This window comes from Microbulbifer maximicatervae (SeqCode) (assembly GCF_052467325.1).
The window spans coordinates 3,901,019-3,926,429 of the sequence record NZ_CP174310.1; the positions used below are offsets into that span (position 1 = coordinate 3,901,019).

Annotated in this window: 23 protein-coding genes; 10 read left to right on the forward strand and 13 right to left on the reverse strand. The window is 50.2% G+C overall.

Annotation, left to right across the window (positions count from 1 at the left end):
- Nucleotide 1 precedes the first annotated feature (1 nt).
- Complete coding sequence (locus ACJJIE_RS17470; RefSeq protein WP_413663957.1) at nucleotides 2-778, forward strand: ferredoxin--NADP reductase; 777 nt, start codon at nucleotides 2-4, stop codon at nucleotides 776-778.
- Between the two features lie 140 nt (nucleotides 779-918).
- A complete protein-coding gene (locus tag ACJJIE_RS17475; protein WP_444892488.1) occupies nucleotides 919-1,482 on the forward strand; it encodes a lipocalin family protein in 564 nt (187 codons plus the stop codon).
- On the opposite strand, the gene ACJJIE_RS17480 is transcribed toward ACJJIE_RS17475, so the two are convergent.
- From ACJJIE_RS17480 to ACJJIE_RS17530, 11 genes are all read right to left on the reverse strand, one after another.
- Nucleotides 1,471-3,162, reverse strand: coding sequence for a hypothetical protein (locus ACJJIE_RS17480; protein WP_444892489.1), 1,692 nt, complete (start codon nucleotides 3,160-3,162; stop codon nucleotides 1,471-1,473). The two genes, ACJJIE_RS17475 and ACJJIE_RS17480, sit on opposite strands and share 12 nt — an antisense overlap.
- Entirely contained in the window at nucleotides 3,159-5,387 is a 2,229-nt protein-coding gene (locus tag ACJJIE_RS17485; protein WP_444892490.1) for a hypothetical protein, read from the reverse strand. The genes ACJJIE_RS17480 and ACJJIE_RS17485 overlap by 4 nt, the downstream gene beginning before the upstream one ends.
- A complete protein-coding gene (locus ACJJIE_RS17490) occupies nucleotides 5,380-6,600 on the reverse strand; it encodes a BatA domain-containing protein (protein ID WP_444892491.1) in 1,221 nt (406 codons plus the stop codon). Before ACJJIE_RS17490 ends, ACJJIE_RS17485 begins: the two co-directional genes overlap by 8 nt.
- A gap of 1 nt (nucleotide 6,601) precedes the next feature.
- Entirely contained in the window at nucleotides 6,602-7,504 is a 903-nt protein-coding gene (locus ACJJIE_RS17495; RefSeq protein ID WP_444892492.1) for a DUF58 domain-containing protein, read from the reverse strand.
- Between the two features lie 5 nt (nucleotides 7,505-7,509).
- Nucleotides 7,510-8,508: an AAA family ATPase gene (locus tag ACJJIE_RS17500; protein WP_413663963.1), complete on the reverse strand. Its 999-nt coding sequence runs from the start codon at nucleotides 8,506-8,508 to the stop codon at nucleotides 7,510-7,512.
- 2 nt (nucleotides 8,509-8,510) lie between these two features.
- Nucleotides 8,511-9,236, reverse strand: coding sequence for a DUF4159 domain-containing protein (locus ACJJIE_RS17505; protein WP_282930459.1), 726 nt, complete (start codon nucleotides 9,234-9,236; stop codon nucleotides 8,511-8,513).
- Nucleotides 9,237-9,450: 214 nt separating this feature from the next.
- Nucleotides 9,451-11,082 carry a TldD/PmbA family protein gene (locus ACJJIE_RS17510; protein ID WP_444892493.1) on the reverse strand — a complete coding sequence of 544 codons (1,632 nt, stop codon included), beginning with the start codon at nucleotides 11,080-11,082 and terminating at the stop codon, nucleotides 9,451-9,453.
- A 27-nt stretch (nucleotides 11,083-11,109) separates the two neighbouring features.
- Nucleotides 11,110-12,441 (reverse strand): TldD/PmbA family protein, encoded by a 1,332-nt coding sequence (locus tag ACJJIE_RS17515; protein WP_444892494.1) that lies wholly within the window; start codon nucleotides 12,439-12,441, stop codon nucleotides 11,110-11,112.
- Between the two features lie 35 nt (nucleotides 12,442-12,476).
- The gene (locus ACJJIE_RS17520; RefSeq protein WP_444892495.1) at nucleotides 12,477-14,108 is read right to left on the reverse strand and encodes a TldD/PmbA family protein; all 1,632 of its coding nucleotides are present in this window, start codon (nucleotides 14,106-14,108) and stop codon (nucleotides 12,477-12,479) included.
- A gap of 198 nt (nucleotides 14,109-14,306) precedes the next feature.
- Entirely contained in the window at nucleotides 14,307-15,719 is a 1,413-nt protein-coding gene (locus ACJJIE_RS17525) for a nicotinate phosphoribosyltransferase (RefSeq protein ID WP_444892496.1), read from the reverse strand.
- A gap of 37 nt (nucleotides 15,720-15,756) precedes the next feature.
- Complete coding sequence (locus ACJJIE_RS17530; protein ID WP_444892497.1) at nucleotides 15,757-15,894, reverse strand: hypothetical protein; 138 nt, start codon at nucleotides 15,892-15,894, stop codon at nucleotides 15,757-15,759.
- 562 nt (nucleotides 15,895-16,456) lie between these two features.
- Here ACJJIE_RS17530 and ACJJIE_RS17535 point away from each other — a divergent pair.
- The 7 genes from ACJJIE_RS17535 to ACJJIE_RS17565 all read left to right on the forward strand — a co-directional run bounded on the left by ACJJIE_RS17535 (nucleotide 16,457) and on the right by ACJJIE_RS17565 (nucleotide 22,438).
- A complete protein-coding gene (locus ACJJIE_RS17535) occupies nucleotides 16,457-17,119 on the forward strand; it encodes a PspA/IM30 family protein (RefSeq protein ID WP_444892498.1) in 663 nt (220 codons plus the stop codon).
- The gene (locus ACJJIE_RS17540) at nucleotides 17,119-17,772 is read left to right on the forward strand and encodes a YqiJ family protein (protein ID WP_444892499.1); all 654 of its coding nucleotides are present in this window, start codon (nucleotides 17,119-17,121) and stop codon (nucleotides 17,770-17,772) included. Before ACJJIE_RS17535 ends, ACJJIE_RS17540 begins: the two co-directional genes overlap by 1 nt.
- A complete protein-coding gene (locus ACJJIE_RS17545) occupies nucleotides 17,773-19,482 on the forward strand; it encodes a flotillin family protein (protein WP_444892500.1) in 1,710 nt (569 codons plus the stop codon).
- A gap of 354 nt (nucleotides 19,483-19,836) precedes the next feature.
- Entirely contained in the window at nucleotides 19,837-20,166 is a 330-nt protein-coding gene (locus tag ACJJIE_RS17550) for a TFIIB-type zinc ribbon-containing protein (protein WP_444892501.1), read from the forward strand.
- A 403-nt stretch (nucleotides 20,167-20,569) separates the two neighbouring features.
- Nucleotides 20,570-20,938, forward strand: a complete 369-nt coding sequence (locus tag ACJJIE_RS17555; RefSeq protein ID WP_444892502.1) for a hypothetical protein — start codon at nucleotides 20,570-20,572, stop codon at nucleotides 20,936-20,938.
- A gap of 220 nt (nucleotides 20,939-21,158) precedes the next feature.
- A complete protein-coding gene (locus ACJJIE_RS17560) occupies nucleotides 21,159-22,112 on the forward strand; it encodes a DnaJ C-terminal domain-containing protein (protein WP_444892503.1) in 954 nt (317 codons plus the stop codon).
- Between the two features lie 5 nt (nucleotides 22,113-22,117).
- Entirely contained in the window at nucleotides 22,118-22,438 is a 321-nt protein-coding gene (locus tag ACJJIE_RS17565) for a chaperone modulator CbpM (RefSeq protein ID WP_444894780.1), read from the forward strand.
- Between the two features lie 6 nt (nucleotides 22,439-22,444).
- On the opposite strand, the gene ACJJIE_RS17570 is transcribed toward ACJJIE_RS17565, so the two are convergent.
- Nucleotides 22,445-23,431, reverse strand: a complete 987-nt coding sequence (locus ACJJIE_RS17570; RefSeq protein ID WP_444892504.1) for a glycerophosphodiester phosphodiesterase family protein — start codon at nucleotides 23,429-23,431, stop codon at nucleotides 22,445-22,447.
- Between the two features lie 138 nt (nucleotides 23,432-23,569).
- On the reverse strand, nucleotides 23,570-24,550 hold the full coding sequence (locus tag ACJJIE_RS17575) for a calcium/sodium antiporter (RefSeq protein ID WP_413663970.1): 981 nt from the start codon (nucleotides 24,548-24,550) through the stop codon (nucleotides 23,570-23,572).
- 350 nt (nucleotides 24,551-24,900) lie between these two features.
- On the opposite strand from ACJJIE_RS17575, the gene ACJJIE_RS17580 reads away from it, so the two are divergent.
- Nucleotides 24,901-25,152, forward strand: a complete 252-nt coding sequence (locus ACJJIE_RS17580; protein WP_282930445.1) for a hypothetical protein — start codon at nucleotides 24,901-24,903, stop codon at nucleotides 25,150-25,152.
- The last annotated feature ends 259 nt before the right edge of the window (nucleotides 25,153-25,411 follow it).

Below are 25,411 nucleotides of genomic sequence, written 5' to 3' on the forward strand. Positions count from 1 at the left end.
TATGTCCAAATTGAATATAGAGAAGGTGTTGGAAGTCCATCACTGGAACGACACACTGTTTAGCTTCAAGACCACCCGGGATTCGGGTTTTCGCTTTGAGAACGGACATTTCACGATGATCGGTTTGCAGCAGGACAATGGCCGTCCACTGCTGCGCGCCTACTCTATTGCTAGTGCCAACTACGAAGACGAGTTGGAATTTTTCAGTATCAAGGTTCCCGATGGCCCCCTGACCTCCCGCCTGCAGAAGATTAAGCCGGGCGATGAGATCTACGTGAGCCAAAAACCCACCGGTACTCTGGTGGCGGACCACCTGCTGCCGGGCAAACGCCTGTGGTTGCTGTCCACGGGTACTGGCTTGGCACCTTTCATGAGCATCATCAAAGATCCCACGGTCTACGAGCGTTTTGACCAGGTAATCCTTACTCACGGCGTTCGCTATGTTTCTGAGCTGGCTTACCAGGAGCAGATCGAGAACGAATTGCCGGAACACGAGTACTTTGGCGAGATGGTACGCGAGCAACTGCTTTACTACCCAACCGTCACCCGTGAGCCCTATCGGAATACTGGCCGCCTGACTGATCTCATGCTGTCCGGAAAGCTTTTCACCGATCTGGGTGTGCCCAAGCCGAGTGTTGAGGAAGATCGCTTTATGCTGTGCGGCAGCCCGGCAATGCTGAAGGATCTCACCAATATCCTCGATGACTGGGGATTCAAGGAGACCCGCGCAGGTGTACCTCACGAGTATGTGATTGAGCGCGCTTTCGTCGAAAAATAAGTTGGTCAGTCCAGCGATAAAAAAACCACCCTCGCGGTGGTTTTTTTATGGGTGAAATACAGATTCCCGAAACTATCCTGATCTTGTGAAACCCCTGCCTTCTATTCTGACTTGAGGGGGATCTTACTGGGAGTGGCTAGATGAAGCTGTTTTCACTGGGTGTATTACTGCTTTCCTTGTTCTGGCTGGGTGCCTGTACACGGGTGCCGGAGGGGGTTGAGCCTGTCCAAAACTTCCAGCTACAGCGATATTTAGGTCACTGGTATGAGATTGCTCGATTGGATCACTCATTCGAGCGCGGCCTGACCCAGGTAACTGCCGACTACAGTCTCAACCATGATGGTTCTGTCGCGGTGATCAATACCGGCTATTCAAAAGCGCGTGATGCCTGGCAAATGGCGGAGGGGAGGGCCGAGTTTGTCGGCCCGAAAAATGTGGGCCATTTGAAAGTCTCTTTTCTTGGCCCCTTTTACTCATCCTATATCGTGATTGCTCTATCGGATGACTACCAATACGCGATGGTATCTGGCTACGATAAATCCTATCTGTGGATATTGTCCCGCACCCCAACCATGCCCAAGGATGTGTTGGAGCAGTTTTTACAGAAGGCCAAAGCTTTGGGGTATCCCGTCGACCAGATGATATTTCCCAAGCAAGAGGCTAAGCCGGGAAATAAACCTACGGCGAGGCCCTCAGGGTCGTGATCTATTCAAAAGCCTGCGTTCCCGCCACCAGCTTATACACACTAGTAACAGCAATATAAGGGCCGGCCATTGGCGCCCCAACAAAACCCTGTTTGCGTGATTATTTGCTTCTGGCCCCAAACGTGCGGCAGCCATTAGTTGGGTTTCCCTGGCATTCAGGGACTGCTGCCATAGAGGCCAGTCCTCTTTGGCAAAGATATAGAAGTCTAGTACCGACTCCCCTTCCAATTCAGTCCAAAGCTGGTGCCAACCTGAATTTTGGGGCCAGAAGCTGTAGCACTGACCCTGGGAACTTCTGCTTGCGGCGATTCCTTCGGTAGAGCGGGAGCTATCTTGAAACTCTGATAAGAATGGACTCTGATCAGAAAAAAGTGGGCTGCATAGGGTGATGCGTTCTTGTGTACGCGGTAACTCACTGGAGAGGATTACTGGCTGCTGACTACCCAAATGCTTGAGTTGGTAATCAATAATGGACTTCCACAGGCTGGCGAATTCAGTAGCAAACCCACCGGTTAGCCAGCGATGGCTGTCACTAAATAGGATAAACCCCAGGTGTTGTGTCTCAGTCGAACGCCCCCAGAAAAGTGGGGACTCTCCATTGCCCAGTAAAAAGTCGTATGAGCCGGGCTGCGTGATTTTGAAGCCAAGATTACGCAGTGGGGGAATCTCTGGATTGTCCGCTTTTTGGTAGCCAAAGCCGGAATGTAAGTGGTTGGCTTCTTCCTTTTGTAGAGGCATGGATTGGGCAGCAGCGTACTGGAGAAACTTTTCAGAGCTATCGCTAGTGACCAACCACAACAGTGACTTTGTAGTGGCCAGCTCGTTGAGCTGACGCTTTTGCAGAGCAGAAAATTGTGGCCACAAACTGCTGTCGAGTATCACTAAATCGAAGGGACTTTCATTCGTGAATAGATCTGCAGACTCGGTAAGTGGAAGGCCGTTGAGAGTTTCTTTCCTTATGATTTCAGGTGCCAACTGGGTCATCACTTGTGCTGTTACACCGGATTGGCGCAGCCAGCGAGAGAGGGCGGCCGTCTCAAAAGAGGGGCGTGCCAGCCACAGTAATAATTTGGGTTGGAGCGGTTCACGCACCAGGATGGGTAAAGGATCTGTATGGGTTTCGCCGGCTTCGCTTTCCGTCCGTACTCGGTATAGCTGGGGGCCTGCGAGTTTTGGAATGGCAGTGAGTTGTGCCTGAATTGCTTCTCCCACTTTCAGCTCAAGACTGTCTTCAATATGGCCGTAGGGATTGAGCAGACTAATTTTTACGTTTTCAGTCAGTGGCTGGTTGTTGTGAACCTTTAACTTTAAAGAATCACCCAAGGTAATTTTCCGCTGCCAGTCCAATTCCCAGAGGCCATAAGATTCCTGGATCTTCGATAACTCCAGACGCATCGGTGCCAGGTCCCGAAGTTTGTCGCGGCCGAGTGGCTCCCCATTGAGAGAGATATTTTCCACACCATTGAGATTTATTGGATGTGAGCTCGCCAGCTGTTTGCTGTCGATAGAGATATTGCGCTCGGCGGGAATGATTGCCGGCGGCTGCCAAAGTATCCAGGCGCTCAACCAAATCGCCAGTTGCAGGCCATAGTCGAACGGCTTGGCGCCACGGCGGCGCAACAGAACGAGTGATACTAAACAGGCCAACAGGCACAGGCCGGGTATCAAGAAATCAATCACAATGACTTCTCCCCTTGCTGGTGCAGCCAACGGCTGAAATGGCCGTCTGCCTCAGTTTGCAAAGGCAGTGAAGGCGCAGATTCCGGTGCTGGTAGTAGCTGATAGAGCAGCTGATTCAGGGAGTTTGTGCAATCAATGCAATTCGGTTGCTGGTGGCGCTGCTGGTATAAACGCAGCTGTTTGGACAGCTCCAGGCCAAGATCTAATGATTGCTCTGTGGCTAGCTCATTTATCTGCACCAGCAGATCGGTATCGAGTTCGGCGCCAGAGTCTACTTGGGCCATTAGGGCGAGCACCTGCGCTCTTTGTTTTTGTTCAAAGGCACTGTCGACAGTTTCTGGCGCTACGTCTTCCCGTTCACCGCTAAGCCGACGGCTCTCGTCTATGGGAGGCGCCTCGAAGCCGATTCTTTGTAAGTAAATACGCGAGGCCTGCTGTACCTCCTTGATAAAGCGCAGCGCCCGGTGTTGATGGGGCAGAGAGGCTTGGGGCTCTATAACCGACAGGTCGCGCCAGGAACTCCACATGGCGTTCAGAGCGTTTCGCAGTAGCTCCTTTGTTTGTGGGTCAAATAGGGTGGCGTGTTCAGAGCTGTCATGCTGATGCCCGACGGAAGCGACTATGCGCTCTGCCAGTTCGAAACGGGAGCCACGCTGGGCAAAGGGAGCGGTAGTTTCTTCACCATGTACCTTGTGCTCACCTTGTTCTGGATGATGGTGGTCATGGTCGTGTTCAGATTCCTCTTCATCCTCGTGCTGCTCACCATCTCCTCCAGAATGCTCCGCTTCCGAGTCTTCTTCGCCGAGAAAGCGGCCGTAGCGCATGCGCAGCAAATTCTGTTCATAGGCTAAACCCTCGGAGCGTTTGCGAAACTCCTCCGGATGCAGCTGCTCTTGCTCGGCTAGCAGGGCCTCGGTGTCAATAATCAGCTGGCGTTGGCTGCGGAAGTACTCCGGTAATATCTTAATCGCCATCCCCTCGCTGTCACTCAGCCCGAAAATCTCTTCTTGCGGCCAGCGCAAGATAAAGTGTTGGCTCTTGGCAACGTTGGCGCTGGGCTCGCGGTTATCCCTGGCCTCCAGATACCAGTAGAGTTCATCTCCCGCTTCCATGGGAAACTGGTGGATGGGCAGGAGGAAATCGTAGCGAGCTGCTTTCTTATCTTCCGAGAGGCTTGTTGATAAAGCAGTGGAGTGCAAACTGGCGAGCGGAATACGCTCTTCGCGAAAGCGTAAATTTTCCCCGGTGCCGCTGGCAAGGGTGACCAATAAATCCGCAGAACTCACCTGGTAATCATCATTAATGATTACTTTCACGGGAATACTTTGAGCGCTCCCTTTAATGGTATCGACGCGCAAGCTGGGTGCCTCAAAGGTAAACTCCGGAGCATTGTCTTTTTGCACCCGAATATTATGAATTTCCGGCAATAGCATTTGGCTCTCCGCGAGTTGCACTGAGAGCTGGTAAAAGTCTGCCTTAGCGATAGTGCGTTGTAATTGCCATTTTTTACTGGGTAGATTACCTAGCGGAGAAAAGGTGAAGCGCTCAGCTTCGGCCAACATTTCCAGCCCTTGCACCGGCTGATTCAATTCAACTTGCCACTCGACCGCAGACTGCTCCGGCACATCGATTTGTAAGGATTGGCTGTCGGCTGCGAGCCCAGTGTAGGCGGGCGGCTGGATATGGGTTGCCGCGCGCGTTATGGCAAGTTTTTCGGCAACGGGAATAGCTGTATTTTGTTGCGTGGTCTCAGTTTTATCCCCGGTGAAGTGAGAATCGCTCAGTACAAATAACAAAAGTCCCAGGCAGGCACCGAAGGCATTTGTCAGGGTACGGCGGAGTTTTTTTGGACCGAAAGACGACCGGTCGCCACTTTCCAGCAGTTGTTGCAGCTCTGTTTCGATACGCGTGCGCTGTAATTGCTGCAATGGACTTAGGTTGGTTTTCTGTTGGCTAAGCAACTGGCTGCTGTCTTGCAGCTGTGGATATTGCCCATCCAACTGTCGACAAAGGTTTTCAGGGCTTGGGCGCCAGCTGCGATCCAATAGAATTGCTACAACAATAATTCCGAGCCAGGCGAGCAATAGCCACTGTGGCCAGCCGAATACAAAAATGCCCAAGCCAGCCAGAAGGCTGAGGCCAGTGGCAAGCCAGAGATAGGGCCGCAGGGCTGTCAGTTGCCAGCGCCTGTGCACAGCGTTAAGGGTGGACTCACGCTTATCCATGGTCGGCCTCCCCGTTACTAACAGTTGCCATGATGACTGCGGGTCGCGATAGGACAATTAGGCGTTCAAAAGCCAGAAGTAACAGTAGGGCGGCTATTAACCAGGGTTGCAGTTGTTCAATACGGCGGTTTTCTACCTCGCTGTCTTCTACAGGAAGGCCTGCCCCAGCTATGTCTGCCACTACTTTATTGGCAGACCAGTGGCCACGATTGTGGTGTTGCAGAGCCCAGTCTTGCAGAGCCCAGTGCTGCCACAGGAGTTCGGGCAAATCCGCGCGGCGATAAAAGGCCTCGCTGTACCAGTCACTTTCGTAGCGCAGCCAACTTCCCCGTCCCACTGAGGCCGCTTGAGCTGACTGGCTGTTATCCACAGCAACGAAGTTGAGATTATCGGCAGGGGGGATGCTGTTGTCGGTGATTAACAGGCTGCCATCTGAAACAAATTCCAGCACGGCTTGTGGCAGGGGAGCGGGGCCCGTGTAGATCAACCAATCTGCCTGCTCGGCATTGGGTGTCTCTTCTTGTTCCTGAATATGCACCGATAGTCCCGGCATATTGCTTTGCCAGTCTTCCAGCACTGGCGCCCACCAGCTGGGTGGTTTGCCCATTAAAGCGATACTCGGTAATACCGGGCTCGGAGCTATGGATGTTTTGTCGAGGCTGTGCCACTGCCAATGGGGACTGACTCTTAGTGCCTGGTGGGATGCTGGAACCCCGTTGTTTATCAACAGGATATGAGCCCTGCGCAAATCCGCCCGGCGTGATAGTACTAATAGAGTTTTCCACAGGTCCACATTTTGTGGTGGGGGTGAGGTTACGGAAGGTGTTTCTGGGGATAACCACAGTACTTTATAACCTTCCCCGACAAGCTGTGGCAGTGAATTGTGGATAAATGTATTCGCTTCGCCCGCCCCAATTCTGGGGTCTACCAGTATCACGCCCTCTTGGGGATAAATTTCCCGTTTAATCAGCGGCTGTGCCAATAAACCTGCCAGCAGGGCGACGATTAGCAGGCGCAATAGCAGCAACCACTTGTTATCCACAATAGGGCGGCGCGCGCGACTCTGTGAATATCTTTGTACCCATTGCAGCGCAGCAAAGGAGATCTGCTGTGGATTACTTCGGCGCAGCAAATGAATGGCGATAGGGATAATCAGGGCTGTGAATAGCCATAGCCACTGTGGGGATTGAAATAAGTTATTTATCCACAACATCTCAGCACAACCTGCCGTGCAGTTGAATAAATTGCCGCAGTGACTTTTCCACAGGCTGCTCGATAAGGTCGGTCTGTAGTGAGCACTCCTGTGTGGCGAAGCGTGCTTTTAACTCGCTCTGCGCTTGAGCAAAAGCATCCAGGTAAGACTGGCGTTGCCGCTCGGCATCCACTTCTAAAGTTGCGGGAGTACTGGCGCTTACTTCTGGATTGAGCAGCTTTAGCTCTCCGCCAAAAGGAAAAGTCTGTTCTGCCTCAATTAACAATTGCAGTGGCAGGCAGGGGCGGCCGGCGGCATGCAGGCGTGCGGCAAAATCGCCGATCTCATTACCCTGTTCAAAAAAATCACTCAGTAATACCACCTGACAGGGCCGCTCAAAGTATTGCCACAGCGGCGCCAGTTGAGTGTGACCTGGCCAGTGGTCGCTGGCGTCGAGTTGTTGTAGCTGAAGAGCGATTTGACGCTGGTGGCTCTCGCCCTGGCCTTCGGGCACATAAACCGTCCGACGGCTGTTAAACGCCAATAGGGAATAGCTGTCTCCCTGGGCGTTGAGCAGCCAGCATAGGCTGGCAATCCAGCACTTGGCGTAATGCAGTTTATTCAGGCTGGGCTCGACAAAGCTTGCCTGGCTCAGGGAGGCGCTGGTATCGAGCACAAAGCACACGTGCATACGGCTCTCCTGCTCGGTCTCGCGCACATAGTAGCGATCACTGCGGGCAAACAGTTTCCAGTCGATATGGCGGATGGAATCACCCGCTTGATAGCCTCGGTATTGATGAAATTCCAGGCCGGTGCCACGGCGCTGGCTGTGTTGCACACCGAGCATTACGCCCTCGGCGATATGCCGCGACAGCCACACCAGATCGCGACAACTGGCCAAGGTTTTGGGGGACAGGTATTCCACGCTGATCAGTCCCGGCCCGGTTCCGGCACCGCCGTCAGTAATTCATCAATCAGCTGTGGCATCTGCACGCCATCGGCCTGGGCCTGGAAGCTGAGCAACACCCGGTGGCGCAGCACTGGCAGTAACAAGCTGCGGATATCCTCGCGGGTGACGGCGAGGCGTCGTTGCAAAAGGGCCCGTGCCTTGGCGGCGAGAATCAGAGCCTGCCCCGCGCGAGGGCCGGCGCCCCACTTGATCCACTGTTGCAGGGTATCGCTGCCGCTGGTTTCCATACGGGTAGCGCGCACTAGTGCCGCCACGTAGCGGTACAAATCGTCGCTTACATGAATTTCCCGCACCAGTTTCTGCATTTCCCGCAATTGCTCCGCATCCAGGCTGGGGCTGGGTTTGACCCTGCTGGCACCGGTGGTGGAGCGCAGGATTTCAACTTCATCCCGCTCATCGGGATAGTCGATATGAATATTTAACAGGAAGCGGTCCAGCTGAGCTTCCGGCAGGGGATAGGTGCCGGCCTGCTCGATGGGGTTTTGTGTGGCCAGTACGAAATAAGGATCGGGCAATTTCAGTGTTTTACCGCCCACGGTTACCGAGCCTTCCTGCATGGATTCCAATAGGGCTGCCTGGGTTTTCGGCGGTGTGCGGTTAATTTCATCGGCGAGCAGGATATTGGTGAAAACCGGGCCCTGCTGGAATTTAAAAAAGCGCTTGCCGGTGCTGTGATCCTCTTCGAGGATCTCACTGCCGAGAATATCTCCGGGCATTAAATCCGGGGTGAACTGTACCCGCTTAAAATCCAGCGCACTGGCATCGGCGAGGGTTTTTACCAGCAGGGTTTTACCCAGTCCCGGCACCCCTTCGAGTAGGGCGTGGCCGCCGGCCAACAGGCAGATCAGCATCTGTTCCACCACAGGTTTCTGGCCGACAATCACCCGCGCAATTTCCTGTTGAAGATTGTCGAGGCTGTGCAGTTGTTGTTCGATACTATTTTCCAGGGTGGTCAGCATAATCAGCTCGTCAGTGCGTAAATAACAATGTTCACCGCAAATTTTGTGTTATCGATGGCGAGCCAGCGTTTGTTGCGGTAGTCGTAGTCCCATTCGCAGCCGAAATCTTTGTTGCTGTAAAGCACGGCGATACGGCCGTTTACAACAATGGCTTTCAGGTAGTCGTGTACCAGATCATCACCCCAGCCATTTAATTCAAAGCTGGTTACCGGCAATTCATCGAATTGAAAGAAACAGCGGTAGAGGTCGTGATTGTCCGGGAGTTTTTGCAGGCAGTCTTCGCCAAACAGCTCGGCCATTTGCGCTTCGAAGGATTTGGCAAAGAGACCGTCGATATCGTGGTTGCAGTCGTCAACAAATACAAAGCCACCGCGATTGACGTAATCGCGAAAATTCTTTGCCTCTTCCGTAGTGAATTGCACCAGCTTGTGTCCGGCCAGGTAGCAGAAAGGCGCCAGCAGCATTTTCTTATCGGCCAGCGGCACTATGTGCTCTTTGGGATCAACCCTGAGATTGGTGTATTCCACCAGTGAATTGAGCAGGTTGGAGGGCATGCGCTGATCCACATCCCAGTCACCGGATTCGTACATCAAGCGGGTGAAATAAAAATCGTAGTGCTCCTGTGCACTACCCGGTGCTGTATTTTGTGCGCGTGTGCCCAGAGGCAGCGCTGCGGCGCAGCTACCCAGGATCAGGCGCTGAAGAAAAGCCTTGCGGGTGAGGGACACGGGATAACTCTGTTACTGCGTTGGTTTTTATTGTTGAGAGCAAAGGAAAGAAAGTGCTCCGTTCGAGACACGCTGTAAATACATCCCTGTACGCTCGTAATCGGCATCCATGCCTCATACGGTCTCGAACGGAGCACCTTCTTTCCTTCTACCCATTTATTTTCAATACTGGGAGCTGACTGGTTTGCTGGCCAGCTCCCGTGTGGATCAGTGGTTAGCCCAGCTTGCGCTTGGTATTGATCACATTGATACCGTCGAAGCGTGCTGTGGAACTACCGTGGGACACGGCACTGGTTTGCATCGGCTGTCCCTTACCGTCAAAGAAGGAACCACCCAGACGATAATCATCTTTGCCGCAGACCTGCGAACAGGCATTCCAGAATTCCTGGGTGTTGGACTGGTAGGCGACATCCTCCACCATGCCGGTAATCTTGCCGTCTTCAATCTCGTAGAACAGTTGTCCACCAAACTGGAAGTTGTAGCGCTGCTGATCGATGGAGAAGGAACCGGCACCCACAATATAAATGCCTTTCTCCACATCCTTGATCATATCGTCGACGCTCAGCTCCTCCTTGCCAGGCAACAGCGAAACGTTGGACATGCGCTGGAATTGCACGCTGGACCAGCTGTCGGCGTAGCAGCAGCCGTGGGATTCCTTTTGCCCCAGCATATGTACCTGGTCGCGGGTGGCCTGATAGTTCACCAGCACACCGTCTTTTACCAGATCCCAGTTGCGGGTCTTCACGCCTTCATCGTCGTAGCCGACGGCGCCGAGAGAGCCGGGCTGTACCTTATCGGCAAACAGGTTGACCTTGTCGCTGCCGTATTGGAATTTGCCGCTGCGCCATTTATCGATAGTGGCGAAAGAGGTTCCGGCAAAGTTGGCCTCGTAGCCGAGCACGCGGTCCAGCTCCAGTGGGTGGCCGACGGATTCATGGATGGTGAGCCAGAGGTGGCTGGGGTCCAGCACCAGGTCGTACTTGCCCGGTTTGACCGATTTAGCCGTGAGCTTTTCCTTGGCTTGTTGCGCCGCCAGGCGTGCGTCTTCGGCCATATCGTAGGAGTCGCGGTAGAGCACTGTCTGTGCTTGGATCTTGTCTTCGGCGCGGCCATCCAGGTATTCAAAGCCGCGTCCTACCGGCTGGCTGAGGCCCTGGCGGGTACGGAAACCGCCAGTTTTCTTGTCCACTGCGGTGACCGAGAAGGGCGCCCACAAACGGTGAACGTCCTGGTCGATATAGGAGCCGTCGGTAGAGGCAAAATACTTTTGTTCATTCACCAGGTACAACATGGAGTTGATATAGTTGGCGCCGGCATCCATAGCGGACTTGTTCACGTCCATTAACAGGTCCACCTTGTCGGCCAGGGGGATCTGCATAGCGTTTTTCTGGATGGGTGTCTGCCAGCTCACCTCGCCGTGGCCTTTTACCGGAGCCAACTGTACGGGCTCCTGCTGGTACTTGGAGTTGGCCTTGGCGGTAGCTACTGCCTGGCGGGTGGCGCGAGCAACGCCATCGGCTGTCAGGTCATTGGTGGCAGCAAAGCCCCAGGTGCCGTTGGCAATAACCCGAATCCCCATGCCGATAGATTCGGTGTTCACCACGTCCTGCACTTTCATCTCGCGGGTGATCACGTATTGGTTCAGGTAGCGACCAATACGCACATCGGCATAAGTGGCGCCGAGTTTAGTGGCGGTATTCAGGGCGACATCGGCAAATTCTTTTTTTACCGAGAGATCAATACCGCTTTGCGTCAGTTTGCTCTCGGCGACCAGATTGCCGGATAGCGGCAACATGGAAACACCCAGGCCGGCACCGCTGAGCTGGAGAAATTTTCTTCTTTCCATTTCGTTATCCTCGATGGGTGCTGGCTGTTATACGGCGTCGGAAAGGCTGCTGAAGGTGAAGTCGCGCACTTTCAACGCGGGAATCATGGCGGACATGTCCCACATACCCACTCGCTGGGGTACACCCATATCTTCGATATTGTTGAGCATGATTACCGGGCTCTCGTTGAAGCGGAAGTTCTTCACCGGGTATTTGATCTTGCCGTTTTCGATATAGAAGGTGCCGTCGCGGGTGAGGCCGGTCAGGAGCATGGACTGTGGATCGACCATACGGATATACCAGGTGCGACTTACTAAAATGCCTCGGCGGGTATTTTTAATCAGTTCTTCGGTGGATTTATCACCGCCGACCATAATCAGGTTGTTGGGCTCAGGGACCACTTCGCCTTTGCTTTGCTCGGCCCAGTAGCGACTGCGCGCCAGGTTTTTCACTACCCCATCTTTCACCCATTCGGTGCGTCCCAGCTGCATAAAATCACCGTCGGTCCAGGGTTGAGCCGGCACATCGAGGCTGGTGGGGTCGGAGTAGAAATTTACTCGCTTGTCGAACATCTTCTCGCCGGTACGGTTGCCGCCGCCCTTTTTGCTCATAAAGCTGCGGCCCTCGTCGGCACTGCGCGCATCGAAGCCGCTCATCATGTAACCCACCAGGCCGGACACCGCATTGGGCTCCAGGATCACGGTGTACTTGCCCGGTTCCAGGGCACGGGCTTCCTGGGACAGGACCGCTTTGTCGATGGCGACAGAGGAGGTGCTGCCGGTATTCATTGCACCGAAATCGGTAACGTCACTTTCGGCCCAACCAGAACCCAGGCCATTCTCGGTGCGCATAGTTACAGTGAAATTGGCAGAGGTAGAAGCGTGGTAGCCGAACAAGCCTTTACTGGTGGCGACTGCCGCAAAAGAGCGCTGGTCTTCCAGGTAACCCGCAGCAACCACTTTCTTTTCCTTGGCTGCAATAATGGAATCTGCCGCAGCCTTGGCGCGCTGGTCTGGAGTGATATCTGCAGTGGACTTGGCGAAGCCGTCTACGCTGACATATTTCTGCGGTCCCAGCATCGGCATGGCCTCCGGGTTTTCCGGAGATAGCTTGGCCAACTCTTCGGCGCGACGCATCACTTTTTCCAGGGAGGCATCACTGAATTCATTGATAGTGGCCACACCGGATTTCTTGCCGAAACGGGCCTCTACGGCCAGCTCGATATCGTTGACGATACCACTGGTGGAAACGCTGTTGCGCGCGTAGCGAATATTGCCGGTTTCGCTGCCGGCCAGCTGCGCGCTGGCTTCATCGGCGCGGCTGTATTTTAAAACCTTGTCGAGAATACGCTTCGCTTCACTTCTACTCAGAATGGCCATTGCCTTTTCTCCAATTACTTATTCTTGTGCGCCGCTCAGGAAATCTTGCGCTTGGTATTGATTACATTAATTTGGTCAAAACGAGTGGTGGAACAGCCGTGGGAGACTGCGCTCACCTGGCTCGGCTGGCCCTTGCCATCGAAGAAGGTTCCGCCCAAGCGGTAATCACTGCTGTCGCAAATCGCCGAGCAGGAATTCCAGAATTCCTGGGTGTTGGACTGGTAGGCGACGTCTTCAACCTGGCCGACGATCTCACCGTTTTTGATCTCATAGAACAGCTGCCCGCCGAATTGGAAGTTGTAGCGCTGCTGGTCGATGGAATAAGAGCCGCGTCCGACAATGTAAATGCCTTTTTCCACATCGCGGATCATGGATTTTGCCGAGTATTCTTTTTCGCTTGGCGCCAAAGAGACATTGGGCATGCGCTGGAACTGCACACTGGACCAGCTATCGCCATAGCTACAACCGTGGGATTCCTTTTGGTCGATCATATGCACCTGATCGCGGGTAGCCTGGTAGTTCACCAGGATGCCGTCTTTCACCAAGTCCCAACGCTTGGTTTTAACCCCTTCGTCGTCATAGGCGACTGCACCGAGGGAACCCGGTTGTACCTTGTCGGCAAACAGGGTGACCTTATCGCTGCCGTACTGGAATTTACCGCTGCGCCACTTATCCAGGGTGGCGAAGGAAGTTCCCGCATAGTTGGCCTCGTAACCCAGTACGCGGTCCAGCTCAAGAGGATGGCCCACAGATTCGTGGATGGTCAGGCACAGATGCGAGGGTTCCAGTACCAAATCGTACTTGCCCGGATCGATGGACTTGGCTGATAGCTTGGCTTGGGCTTGCTCGGCTGCAAGCACTGCATCCTCGGCCATATCATAGGAAGCTTTGTAGAGCGTGGTCTGACCGCGAATCTTGTCTTTGTCGTGACCGGCCAGGTATTCATAGCCTCTCCCCACTGGGTCACTGAGACCGTTGCGAGTCTTGAAAGCACCGCTCTGCTTATCAACAGCGGTCACCTGCATAGGTGCCCATAGGCGATGGACATCCTGGTCAATATAGGAGCCGTCGCTAGAAGCAAAGTACTTTTGCTCATTGACCAGATACAGGGAAGAGCGGATATAGCTGGCCCCAGCTTTGAGTGCCCCATTGTTAACATCCATCAGGAAATCGACTTTTTCACTGATGGGGACCTGCAGGGCATTTTGTTCGATAGGTGTCTGCCAGGAAACCTCGCCCACGCCTTTTACCGGTGCCAAACGCACGGGCTCGGTTTGGTACTTGGCATTGGCCTTAGCTACGGCTACTGCTTGGCGCGCGGCAAGGGCGACGCCATCCGCTGTAAGGTCGTTGGTGGCGGCGAAGCCCCAGGTACCATTGGCGATCACACGAATACCAGCGCCAAGGGATTCTGTGTTGACGATATTCTCCACGTTGGTTTCGCGGGTCATAACGTACTGGTTCAGATAGCGGCCGATACGCACATCGGTATAACTGGCCCCGGCTTTGCGCGCGGTATTCAAGACTACATCCGCCAGGTGTCTTTTATGGGAGCTGTGCATGCCTTCATTGAGCAGCTGCTCGGCGCTGACCTGAATGCCCTGTAGAGGCAACAAAATACCACTGGAGCCGACGCCGGCGATCTTGAGGAATTTTCTTCTTTCCATTGGCTACCTTTACCCCACGAGAGCACGAGCACTCTCTGCGGGTACTTATTGTTATTACGACTGACGCTGGAGGCCTTGTGTGCACGGAGGTCAGACTTTGGATACGCACAACTAACAGGACCAACCTAAAGTTGTAAAGTACTCGCTCGGTAAAGTGAAGTTTCGTAGGGGTAAGACGTTGTGAGGGTGGAACGGGAATCAGAGGGCAGCATTTCTTCGAACTTTGTCGAAAGTAATGTCCTTAAGCAGAATACCGTTGCGGTAAACCGGCCTCAGCAGGTTAGCTTCTGATTTTAGATCGCTCTGCGCAATAGTTCGAAGTGCACCATCATCGTCGCGAATCAAGGCAAGGCGGCCACCCTTGGACCTTTTCTCGGGCCCGGTTCTAGGATTCTTAAAAATATCGTACCAACTGCCATTGATACAGATAGCGCTGGCTTTCATTGCAAATCCCATCATATCGCGGTCAACTTTTTGTAGTAATCCTCCGCCCATACCAAAGGTCAGATTTTCTGTGCTTTGATTGTTTTCTTTCATTGCTTGGAGAATTTTTGGGATTACAAAGCGGGTGATACCGTCTCCTTGTATAACTCGAATAAAGGGGGGTAGTAATCGATATCCTTTTTTATTCTTCTGCGAGCCAAATATCCGCATCAACCTTTCTATTGCTTCTATCACGACTTCCTCTGGGTTGCCGGAGTCAGGCCTTATTACTAATGTGCCGCCACTGTGAGTAACTTTATCCTTTAATTTTTTTCCCCAGATATTCTCTATAGCATTCCACAAATCGTAGCTATCGCTGACAACAGCCACAGTTTTTCCTTCCCCAGAAAATTGCTCAAGTATATTACGGTAAGCATCTTCCTCATGCTGTTGTCCCCAAGCAATAATTGTGCTGTGTTCAGCGGCGGGAATGGAAGCTCCAGGTACAGCGGCGTTGTAAAATCTTTTCGCGGCTAATATTCCGGATATCGTATCAGTCCCCTTAAAATTCACCAAGTGAGCCATACCTCCCAGCATGGCTGTTTCGAGACTGCTGGCTCCCCGAGCCCCGAAGTCGTGTAAACGAAACTCCAGAGTATCCAGATTTTCTGCTGTTTCAAATAAATACTGTGAGATAATTTTCTTTATTTCGCGGCTCTGGGTAGCTACGGTTGATGGATACCAGATGCTTCGTAAAAGTGCGGTTTCAATATAAGTGGTAAGCCAAAAGCAGTAAGGACAGGTATTAACAACCTGAGCTAAAGCATTGGTTACTGGAATGACTTGCCCTTCTTCTATCGCTGTAATTTCAAGGGGCATTAAACCATTGTGGTCATTTAAAATATGATTCCATCCAGCACGATTAAATGGCAGTCCATGGGGTTTTAAAATATTTTCAGCTTCATCTATTTGATGAGAACTGATGGGGGTGCTCAGGTATTGCTTTATAAACGCCTGCAAGCCAAAGAATACCGTCGACGCAAATTCACCACCACGACACTCTACATAACTACTTATATGTGATGTTCCTGGGGGGTACTGCAGATAATGGCTAGTTTTATAGCTATCGACATTGAGAATAGGATTTCCCAAGCACTGAAAGGATGAATTAGAACAGGGCGTGTTCATATTTTCAAAACCATAAGTTGGCGTCGATTTTAGGTCATCATTTGCCTGCTGTTATAGCGTGTAATTGATTTTTGAATTGTATGCCTACCACAATGTTCAGTTTTACAGTGCTATTAGCTGCTACTTTAGCAAAGCATAAATGCAAGCGATGCACGTTTAAAAACTTGTCATCCACTCATTTTATCTCCTATTGATTGACCTACTCTATTGGTATGTGTACATTTATATGCATGTGAGGCAAAGGAACGTCATACTCAATGAGCCCCAGCAGATTTCGGCGTATTTACCAGCGGATGACTGTGCCTGCCTTGGTGTTGATCGATCACAGTAGCGCTGTCATACGAAGTAAAAACCCGTAAGTTGATTGCTATAATGAGAAGTTCGGCAGAGCAGAAAGAAATCTGCCCGGTCATAACTTTCTTATGTAGAAGTGTTCCTTCCTTTAATGGCTTGTTGTTTGAGAAAAAGTCATCGCAGTTTACTAATTGGAATGATATTGAAATTGCTCGTAGAGAATACGGCATTGATATAATTTAGTAATGATTCCAATTCTATTGAGCTATTTATAAAAACTGCTGCTGCAGACTCGTAATACTTTGCGGAAAAATTGTCTTGCCGTCATAGCAGGAAAGCATAAACAGTATCTATGGTGAGAGATTGGATACTGTTTCGACATCACTTGAAGTTTGTAGCTAATAATAAGGTGGATTCTTCTATTTGGGAGCGGGAGATAAGTTATGAGTGAAGGGTTTATTAAGCGTATATCACGTTTAATCTCTGTGTCCGCCAATGCCGTCGTGGACTCGGTTGAAGCCACTGCACCAGAGTCAATGATGGAGCAGGCAATTCGGGAGGTGGATGATGCAATTGCAGATGTGCGAGATCAGCTAGGGAAAGTTGAGGCATCCAAGTATCTAAACAGTAGAGCGTTAAGTGACGAAAACAAACGTCATAAGAATTTAGCTGAACAAATTGATATTGCTATAAGTGAAGGTCGTGATGATCTGGCTGAAGTCGCCATTGCCAAACAAATGGATATTGAGGCGCAACTTCCAATTTTAGAAAAAGCGATCAATGAAAATGAGATAGAAATAAAGGAACTAGGTTCCTATATTCTTGCCCTGCAAGGTAAGAAACGTGAAATGCGTGAGCAGTTACAAGAGTTTATTGCAGCCAATAAAAAGGTAAGCAATAGAGTTACTGCCGATGAATATGGCAGGGATAGAAAGCCAAAAGCCCAGGTAGAACAAGCTACCGATGCATTTAATCGAGCAGTAGGTAATACAGCTATATCGACATTTGACTCTGGGATAGATGCCAGCAAATTAGCAGAGCTTGAGGAGTTCGCGCGAAATAATCGTGTGAAAGAACGTTTAGCCAAGATTAAATCGGGGGGCTGATGATATTTTTATTGCAAGACCAAAACCTGGTCTTTACCGGTGCGCTGATTTTAATGTTTATGATAGCGCTTCTTGAAGGCGTCATGACATTGATTGGTGTTGGTATTTCAGATTTACTGGATAATTTATTACCAGATTTTGATGTTGACGTGCCAGATACAGGGTTGTCTGGCGGGATGACTAAGCTGCTTGGGTGGTTGCGTTTCGGTGAAGTTCCTGCACTTATACTGTTAGTAACTTTTCTGGTTAGCTTTGGAGTGACCGGCCTAGTAGCCCAAATGCTCATAGAGTCTCTTGTTGGATATTTATTGCCGGGCGGTTTACTTGCTGTGGCAGTCTTTTTTCTTGCGCTACCTCAGGTACGTTTTGTTGGCAACATTATGCGGCGCTTCGCTGTGGGTGATGAATCCGAGGCAGTTGAGAGAAATTCCTTTATTGGCCGTGTAGCGATTATTACGATCGGTAAAGCAGAAATCGGTTCACCAGCAGAAGCGCGTTTTAGTGATGAATACGGAACCACACACTATGTAATGGTGGAACCGGATGAAAGTGAAATATTTAATCAGGGGGATAAGGTGTTGCTGGTTGAAGAGCTGGGAGCACATTTTCGAGTAACTCGCCCCAGCAGTATACATCTTATGGAGAATAACTAAATGGAGAATCTAGAAGTGATAGGAAACCTACCGGTTATGGTATTTATTGCCGGGACTGTACTAGTGGCCTTAATTGTTATTGGAACTATTTTTGCGCGCCTGTATACGAGAGCCTCAAAAGAGCGCTCATTTGTACGTACCGGTATGGGTGGTCAAAAAGTCATAATGAATGGAGGTGCATTGGTACTACCGGTTCTACATGAAATTATTCCTGTGAACATGAATACTTTGCGCCTGGCGGTTTCCCGAAAAGAGCATCAAGCGCTTATCACCAAGGATCGTATGCGTGTTGATGTACTTGCTGAATTTTATCTGCGGGTAAAGCCGGATGCAGATGCGATAGCCAATGCTGCACAGACTTTGGGTCTGCGTACTTTAGACCCCGAAGCATTAAAAGAAATGATCGAGGGTAAATTTGTTGATGCGTTACGCTCGGTAGCAGCTGAAATGGAAATGGCTGAATTGCATGAACAGCGCAGTCAGTTTGTACAAAAAGTTCAGCAGGTAGTTTCCGAAGATCTATTGAAAAATGGATTGGAACTTGAGGCTGTATCTTTGACTGGTTTGGATCAAACCCATAAAGAATTCTTCAATCAGGATAATGTGTTTGATGCTGAGGGCCTCGCCAGTATGACCCGCTCTATTGAGACGCGTCGTAAAGAGGTCAATGATGTCGAGCAGGAAACCATGGTGCAGATCGAGAAGAAAAACCTCGAAGCTGAACGCCAAAAGTTAGAAATTGATAAAGAAAAACGTTACGCACATCTGGAGCAGCAGCGCGAGCTGGAAAATCGTGAAGCTGCTCAGAAAGCGGATATTGCCCGTGAACAAGCAGAGCAGGAACGCGCAGCACGCAAAGCTGAAATTGAAGCCCAGCGTGAAGTCAGTCAATCCCAAATTGCTGCGGAACAGGCAACTAAGTTGCTGGAAATCGAGAAAGAGCGTCGCTTGAAAGAGCAAGAGATTGAAGGTGAGCGTATTCTTGATGAGCAGCGTATTTCCAAAGAGAAGTCAGTGGAAATTGCCAAGCAGGAACGTGCAATTGCTGTTGCAGAAAAGTCCAAAGAACAATCTCTCGCGGACCAACAGGCCAACGTAGCTCGAGCTGAGGCAGTAAAAGCTGAAGAGCAAGTTCGCACGGCTCAGGATGTTGAAGTTGCCGAGCGTGATAAGCGCATTGAAATCATCGAAGCTCAAAAAGTAGCGGAGCGCCAGGCGACTGGTATTAAGGTAATGGCCGATGCAGAGAAAGCGGCTGCAGAGGATAAGGCTGAAGCATTGCGCTTACAGGCTGCTGCAGAAGCTGAAGCCGTTCGTATTAAAGTTGAAGCTGACCGTGAGAAATATGCGGTGGATGCTGAAGGTCAACGCTTGATGAATGAGGCTTTTAATAGCCTCAATGAAGCCCAGATCGCACTTAAGAAAGTGCTTAGTCTGCACGAAAATCTGCCCAATATTATCCGTGAAAGCGTTAAGCCAATGGAGAGTATTGAGGGTATGAAAATTATCTCTGTTGAAGGCTTAAATGGTGTTGATGGCCGGGCAAGTAGCGGTATTTTAGATGGCGACGCTGAATCTAAGGGCCAAAGCTTACCTGAAGCATTAGTAGGCAGTGCCCTTAAACACCGAGCCATGGCGCCACTGGTAGATTCGCTCTTAAAAGAAGCTGGAGTTGGCGACTTGAATAAAACTACAGAGCTTGATAGTTAGTGAACCGTACGTATTTGAAAGACATATTGCACAAATCACTATAATGTAGTTAGAAAAATTGATTTCTTTAATCCGGATCTAAATAAATAGATCCGGATTTTTTATTATGATATACAAAATATGAAATGTTGCACTAGCTGTAAAAATGGCATTCTTAACCCAGGATTTATCGAATAACTATTTCGTGGTTATACCTGTTCTTCCTGTGGGGGAAATTGGGTTCTTATTGAAGATTACTTAACCTGGAAAAGACAAAATCCTGAATACCATTTTTCAGAAGATATAAATAACCTTAGCGATATAGTTGCTGAAGATACCAAGAGGGCGATTTTGTGCCCGGAATCGGGCTCCATTATGCAGAAGGTAAAAATACTGGCAAGTAGTGAGCGTCGTATCGATTACAGCACTGTTGTCGGTGGGGTTTGGTTGGATAAGGGCGAGTGGAATCTGTTAAAAGCTGAGGGACTTGCAGGTTCACTAAATTTTTTGGTAACCCATGAATGGCAAAAGAAAATAAGAGAAAGTAAGGCGTATAAGAATTTCTCTGAAATGTATAAGGATAAATTTGGTGAGGATCTTTATGATAAGGTTAAAGAAGTTCGTGAGTGGTTAATTTCCAACGAAAATAAATCAGATATCTTGGCTTATTTAAATGCTGAGGACCCATATTCTGCAGAGAGGTAAATCATCTTATGGGGATTATTAGGCAAACAACTAGATACAGCTAATTTAGCTAACAGCTGGATTCAAAGTGATAATGCTTTATCTTGGTATTATTTAGTTTGCACATCTTGGTAATTCCTAAGAAAATTTCACCGGGAACGAGTGTTTAGGGGATTCTACGAAATGCTGCAAACTGAACAAAAGGTTTCGATTTACATATGTAGAATATTTATATGAGCAACATTTATATATTATTTTAGTATAACGAACTTAAGTCGATTTAATTTGATACCTTATGCTCATTTATCTATAAATATATAATTGTAAATCCATATAAAGTTCACGGCTGTAGTGGTAGTCTCAGTTGTGTTGCAAGCTCATTTGTCAGAATAATCGAAGTATAAAAACAATAAAGGTTATAAATATGAATATTAGAAAGTTATTGTTAGCGAGTTTATTGATTGTTTCATCATCTCTCGCCCTTCCAGCTATGTCTGCTGATCTCGTATGTCATGTAAGTGTTAAGTCCGGTGGATATGCGTTTGGCAATGGAACATCTTATTGTTTCGGGCAGGATTTTAGTTTTGGTAATTCCACATCAGGTTCGTGGAGCATTACAAATGTAACCAAATCGATCGATAGAATTTTCTGGGTAAAAGGATGCTCTTCTGGACTTTCATGTTCGGTTACCGTAAGGGCTTATACATCCAATGAAGCACAAGCTTATATTCACTATGATGACGGCAGCATTGAATATGTTGAAGCTGAGATGTGGTATGAAACCGGCCACTAATTAGTGGGTTTGGCGCCAGTTTTATGTTGGCGCCAAATCTATACTATTTTCATAAAATTATTCTAGATAAAAAATACTCAACCGAGGCCAGAGGTAGATAATAACCTAATAATAACTGAGACCTGTTAGTTAGAAATTTATGGGAGATATATTGGCAAGGGGTAGTTTTACTATTTAAGAATGATGGAAAAATGTACCATCATCGGCTTTTATTAAAGCCATGGAATACAAGGACTATTACAAAATACTCGGCCTGGATCGGAGCGTTGACCAGGCGCAGATTAAGCGTGCCTATCGCAAGCTAGCACGCAAATATCATCCTGATGTCAGTAAGGAAGAGGGCGCCGAAGAGCACTTTAAGGAAGTAAATGAGGCCTATGAAGTATTGAAGGACCCAGAGAAACGAGCTGCTTACGATCAGCTCGGCAGTGGTTTTCAGTCTGGGCAGGATTTCCGACCGCCCCCCAATTGGGACCAGGGTTTTGAGTTTCACGGTGGTGGATATACCGAAGCTGACCCTGAAGCTTTTAGTGACTTCTTTGAAAGCTTGTTTGGCCGCAGCGGGTTTCGTCAGGCTTATGGGCAGGGGCAGCGCCGCTCTTACAGTGCCCAGGGTGAAAATACCTATGCCCGCATCACAGTAGACCTCGAAGATAGTTATCGTGGCGGTACGCGCCAAGTAACCTTAAAGCACTCGGTGTTGGGTGCAGATGGGCGACCGCAATTGCGTGAGCGCATTCTCAATATAAAAATTCCCAAGGGGATCACTGAAGGGCAACAGATTCGCTTGGCTGGACAGGGTGAGCCTGGCATTGGAGAAGGTAAGCCTGGTGATCTCTACCTGGAAATTGCTTTCAACCCCCATCCCCTTTTCCATACAGAAGGTAAAACGGTTTACCTGGATTTGCCTTTGGCTCCCTGGGAGATAACGCTTGGAGCCAAGGTGCAAGTACTCACTCCCGATGGTCCCATTAAAGTGACCATTCCAGCAAACAGCACCAATGGTAAAAAACTGCGCCTCAAGGGCCGCGGTATCCCGGCAAAGCAGCCGGGGGATATGTATATAGTGATGCAAACTGTTACGCCGCCAGCCACGACTGATAATGAACGCGAGGCATACCGTCAGTTTGGAGACGCATTCAACTTCAATCCGCGTCAGTCCATGGGAGGATAATTGTGATGCCTAAAAAGGTTGAGCAGCTTAGCGGTGTTCTCCTGGATGAAGAGAGTGAGTTAACTTTGAGCGAACTGTGCCGGGCTTGTGGTGTGCCGGCGGAGCGCATTATTGCCTTGGTTGAGGAGGGAATTATTGAGCCGCGTAGCAGGGAACTGCAGTGGCGCTTTAGCGGAATTTGTGTGCGCCGGGTGCGCCGGGTTTACAGCCTGGAGCGTGATCTGGGGGTAAATCTTGCCGGCGCTGCATTAGCGATAGAGCTGCTGGAAGAAATAGAGCGTCTTCAGGCGCATCTGGCACGGCTGGAGAAAGTTCGAAAACGCTAAGGTTATTTATTGTCTTGCTTGTAGATATGGACCAATAAGCTCTATCTTCTCAATCCAAATAGCTCCGCTGTAACCTTCGGGCAGAAAACTGAGTTCTTCCGGTGTGTAAATACCGGGCAAGCCCCGCTTACCATTTTTATGGTCCACCGCCATCACCAAGCTATTGGCTTTGGCCACTCGTTCAGAGTAGCGATTGGGCCAACCCCATAAAGCCCACCGCCAGGTATTGGGTGCAACAACAATGCTGTTTCGGCAAGCCTCGGGGAAATAACCGCTCCAACCAAGTAGCACGTAGCGCAGAATGCATTGCTTGGCACTGGTTTTGCTGAAGGCCAGTACATTTGGCCGCAGCTGCCGTATCCTTTTAATTGGGCGATCGCCGCCGTAGATCATAAGCCGGGAATTAATAGGCAATTGGTGTAGCCGAAGATAGTTATCCAATCGGTCTGCTTCTGTCGGATCATTACTCTTAATATTGATCAGAAACTGCTTGCTGGGAAAGTGCAGTAAGACTTCTTTTAAAGTGGGAAGTAAGCCCACCCCCTGGCCACGAAAGGGAAATGTCTTGCCGCCATCAAAGGTATAGCCGTAACCAATATCCAGCTTCTTTAAGTCCTTTATGGACTGTTCCCGGGTGACACCTGTTCCATCCGTGCGGCAGTCTATGGTCCAGTCGTGAAATACCGCGAAGTCGCCATCAGTGGTGGGATGGACATCGATTTCGACAATGTCCGCGCCATGAGAAAAGGCAGCTTCCATAGAGGGAATCGTGTTTTCCAGATAGCGGTGTTGCGGGGTATAGATACGGACTGCGGTGCATGCGTCACGGGTCAAATTATCCCGGTTGTAAGTTTGATAGACGCCGCGATGGGCAATCAGGATCGGTTCCCCTTGCTGGGCTGTCGCCAGCCAAGAGGCATTGAGAAGGTAAATTGCACCGAGTCCAAATAGGGCGGTTAGCCCGACGGTTTTGCCAATGGTGCTTCTCTTCATCAAGCTGCTCAGCACTTTTCCTTGGAAGGTGTTTGCAGATATTAGTCAGTTTTTGGCAAGAGAAATGGGCCAGAGGTGGCGAATTACGGTGAATTCAGGCAGTAACTATGGGGTGGTGCGGCACCACCCCGAATATTATCAGAGTGCAGCTTTGGTAATGGTTCCTACCAGGTAGCCGGTATATACGAGGTAAGCCATTAGCAGCGCGGAGCCTTCCCAGCGATTGATTCGGCCCTGGCCTTTGAAGCCGTAGGCAAAAATAAACAGGGCAATTGTGAGGCCCAGAACCATCGGCCAGTCCCGGGACAGCACCTCGTGGGGTACGTTGTTCATGGGAGCAATGGTGCCGGCAATGCCAACCACCGCCAGCAGATTGAACATATTGGAGCCGACAACGTTACCGATGGCGATATCGTGCTCACCTTTTCGTGCGGCCACTAAAGTTGCGGCCAGTTCCGGCAGTGAGGTTCCCAGGGCAACAATAGTCAGGCCTATCACCAGGTCACTGACCCCCAAAGATTCGGCAATGGTTACTGCTCCCCATACGAGGATTCGGGAGCTGACAATCAATAGTACCAGCCCCGCTACCAACCAAAATATGGCAGTTCCGAGTGGCATAGGGTTGTCTTCCAGCTCAGTTTCTACTTCTCCCTCAAGCTGGTCACCTTTATTGCGCATGGCAGAAAAGATACTCCAGCCGATCAAGGCGAAGAAACCGAATAACAGAACAATACCCTCCCAGCGCTCCAAGCGGTCATTCCACAGGAAGGCACCACTGAGCAGGGTGATTGCCAGCAGCAGTGGCAGCTCTTTACGCACAATCTTTGAGTGTACCGATAGTGGGATCAGCAGGGCACTGAAACCGAGAATCAAACCGGTATTGGCAATATTGGAACCGTAGGCATTACCCAGGGCGAGGCCGGGGTTGCCATTCAAGGCGGCAATGGCTGAGACCACCATCTCAGGGGCAGAAGTGCCAAAGCCGACGATCACCATACCAATTAATAATGTGGGCATACCGCAGTGTTTGGCCGTGGCGGCAGCTCCATCCACAAAGCGGTCGGCACTCCAGACCAGCACAATAAAGCCGGCAATGATGGCAGCAGCGGCGAGAAGCATAGGGGGTCCTCAATAAATACATTCCTGTCGGGGCTTTTTACCCGACAAACGGGGGCCGATTGTACCGGCTCTGGCAAATACAAAAAGGTATTCAGTTATTTGGATGGGCTGTCAGGGGCAAATTAACGTAAATGTCCCGTCAGTCAGATGGTTTCGCTGCCAGTGTGGGCTACAGTCAATGCATGGCCCGGTAAATCTGCAGGGTGACAATGGGATGGCGCGCCTAATCGCAAAATCCCTGAGCTGGTGGAGATGTCGGGTAAATCTACGCGGGTCGCACAAAGCTATGCGCGGCAGATTCCGCGATATCCATGTCACCGGCCGCTAAGCCGGGTATTTAGGAGGCCTTAATGAGACTCAAAGCTTCAATTGGGATACTGGCCGCAGCGATGGTATTGACCCTATCTGCCTGCGAACAGCGCAAGAAAGATGAAGGTATGGAAGGCGGTAAGGGAATGGGTACCGCTGAAACCGGTTGCTGCCAGCATGCCGAAAATGCCTGTGCCGGAGATGTGAGCAAATCCCAGTGCGACCAGATGACCGGCAAGTTTCACAAGGATCATATGTGTCGTACCGATACCGGAAAATGCACGCGTAAATAAGGTCGGTTGTGCACGGGTGTGGCGCAGCCAATGTGTCGCACCCGGCTCCCGATTACTCTTCCGATCCTGTCCAAGGACCCGTTGCCAGCTGGTTATTCTTCCAGGCGCTAGCTTTGGAGGCTGGTGACTAAAAATACTCTTTTAGTACTCATTTGTTAGCTGATCCAGAGTTTCTTGACATTAGTTACATCTGCAACTAACTTCGTTTGCGCTTTAAATCCACAATCCGCAGCCCCGCTTTGAAGTGCTGCGATGATAA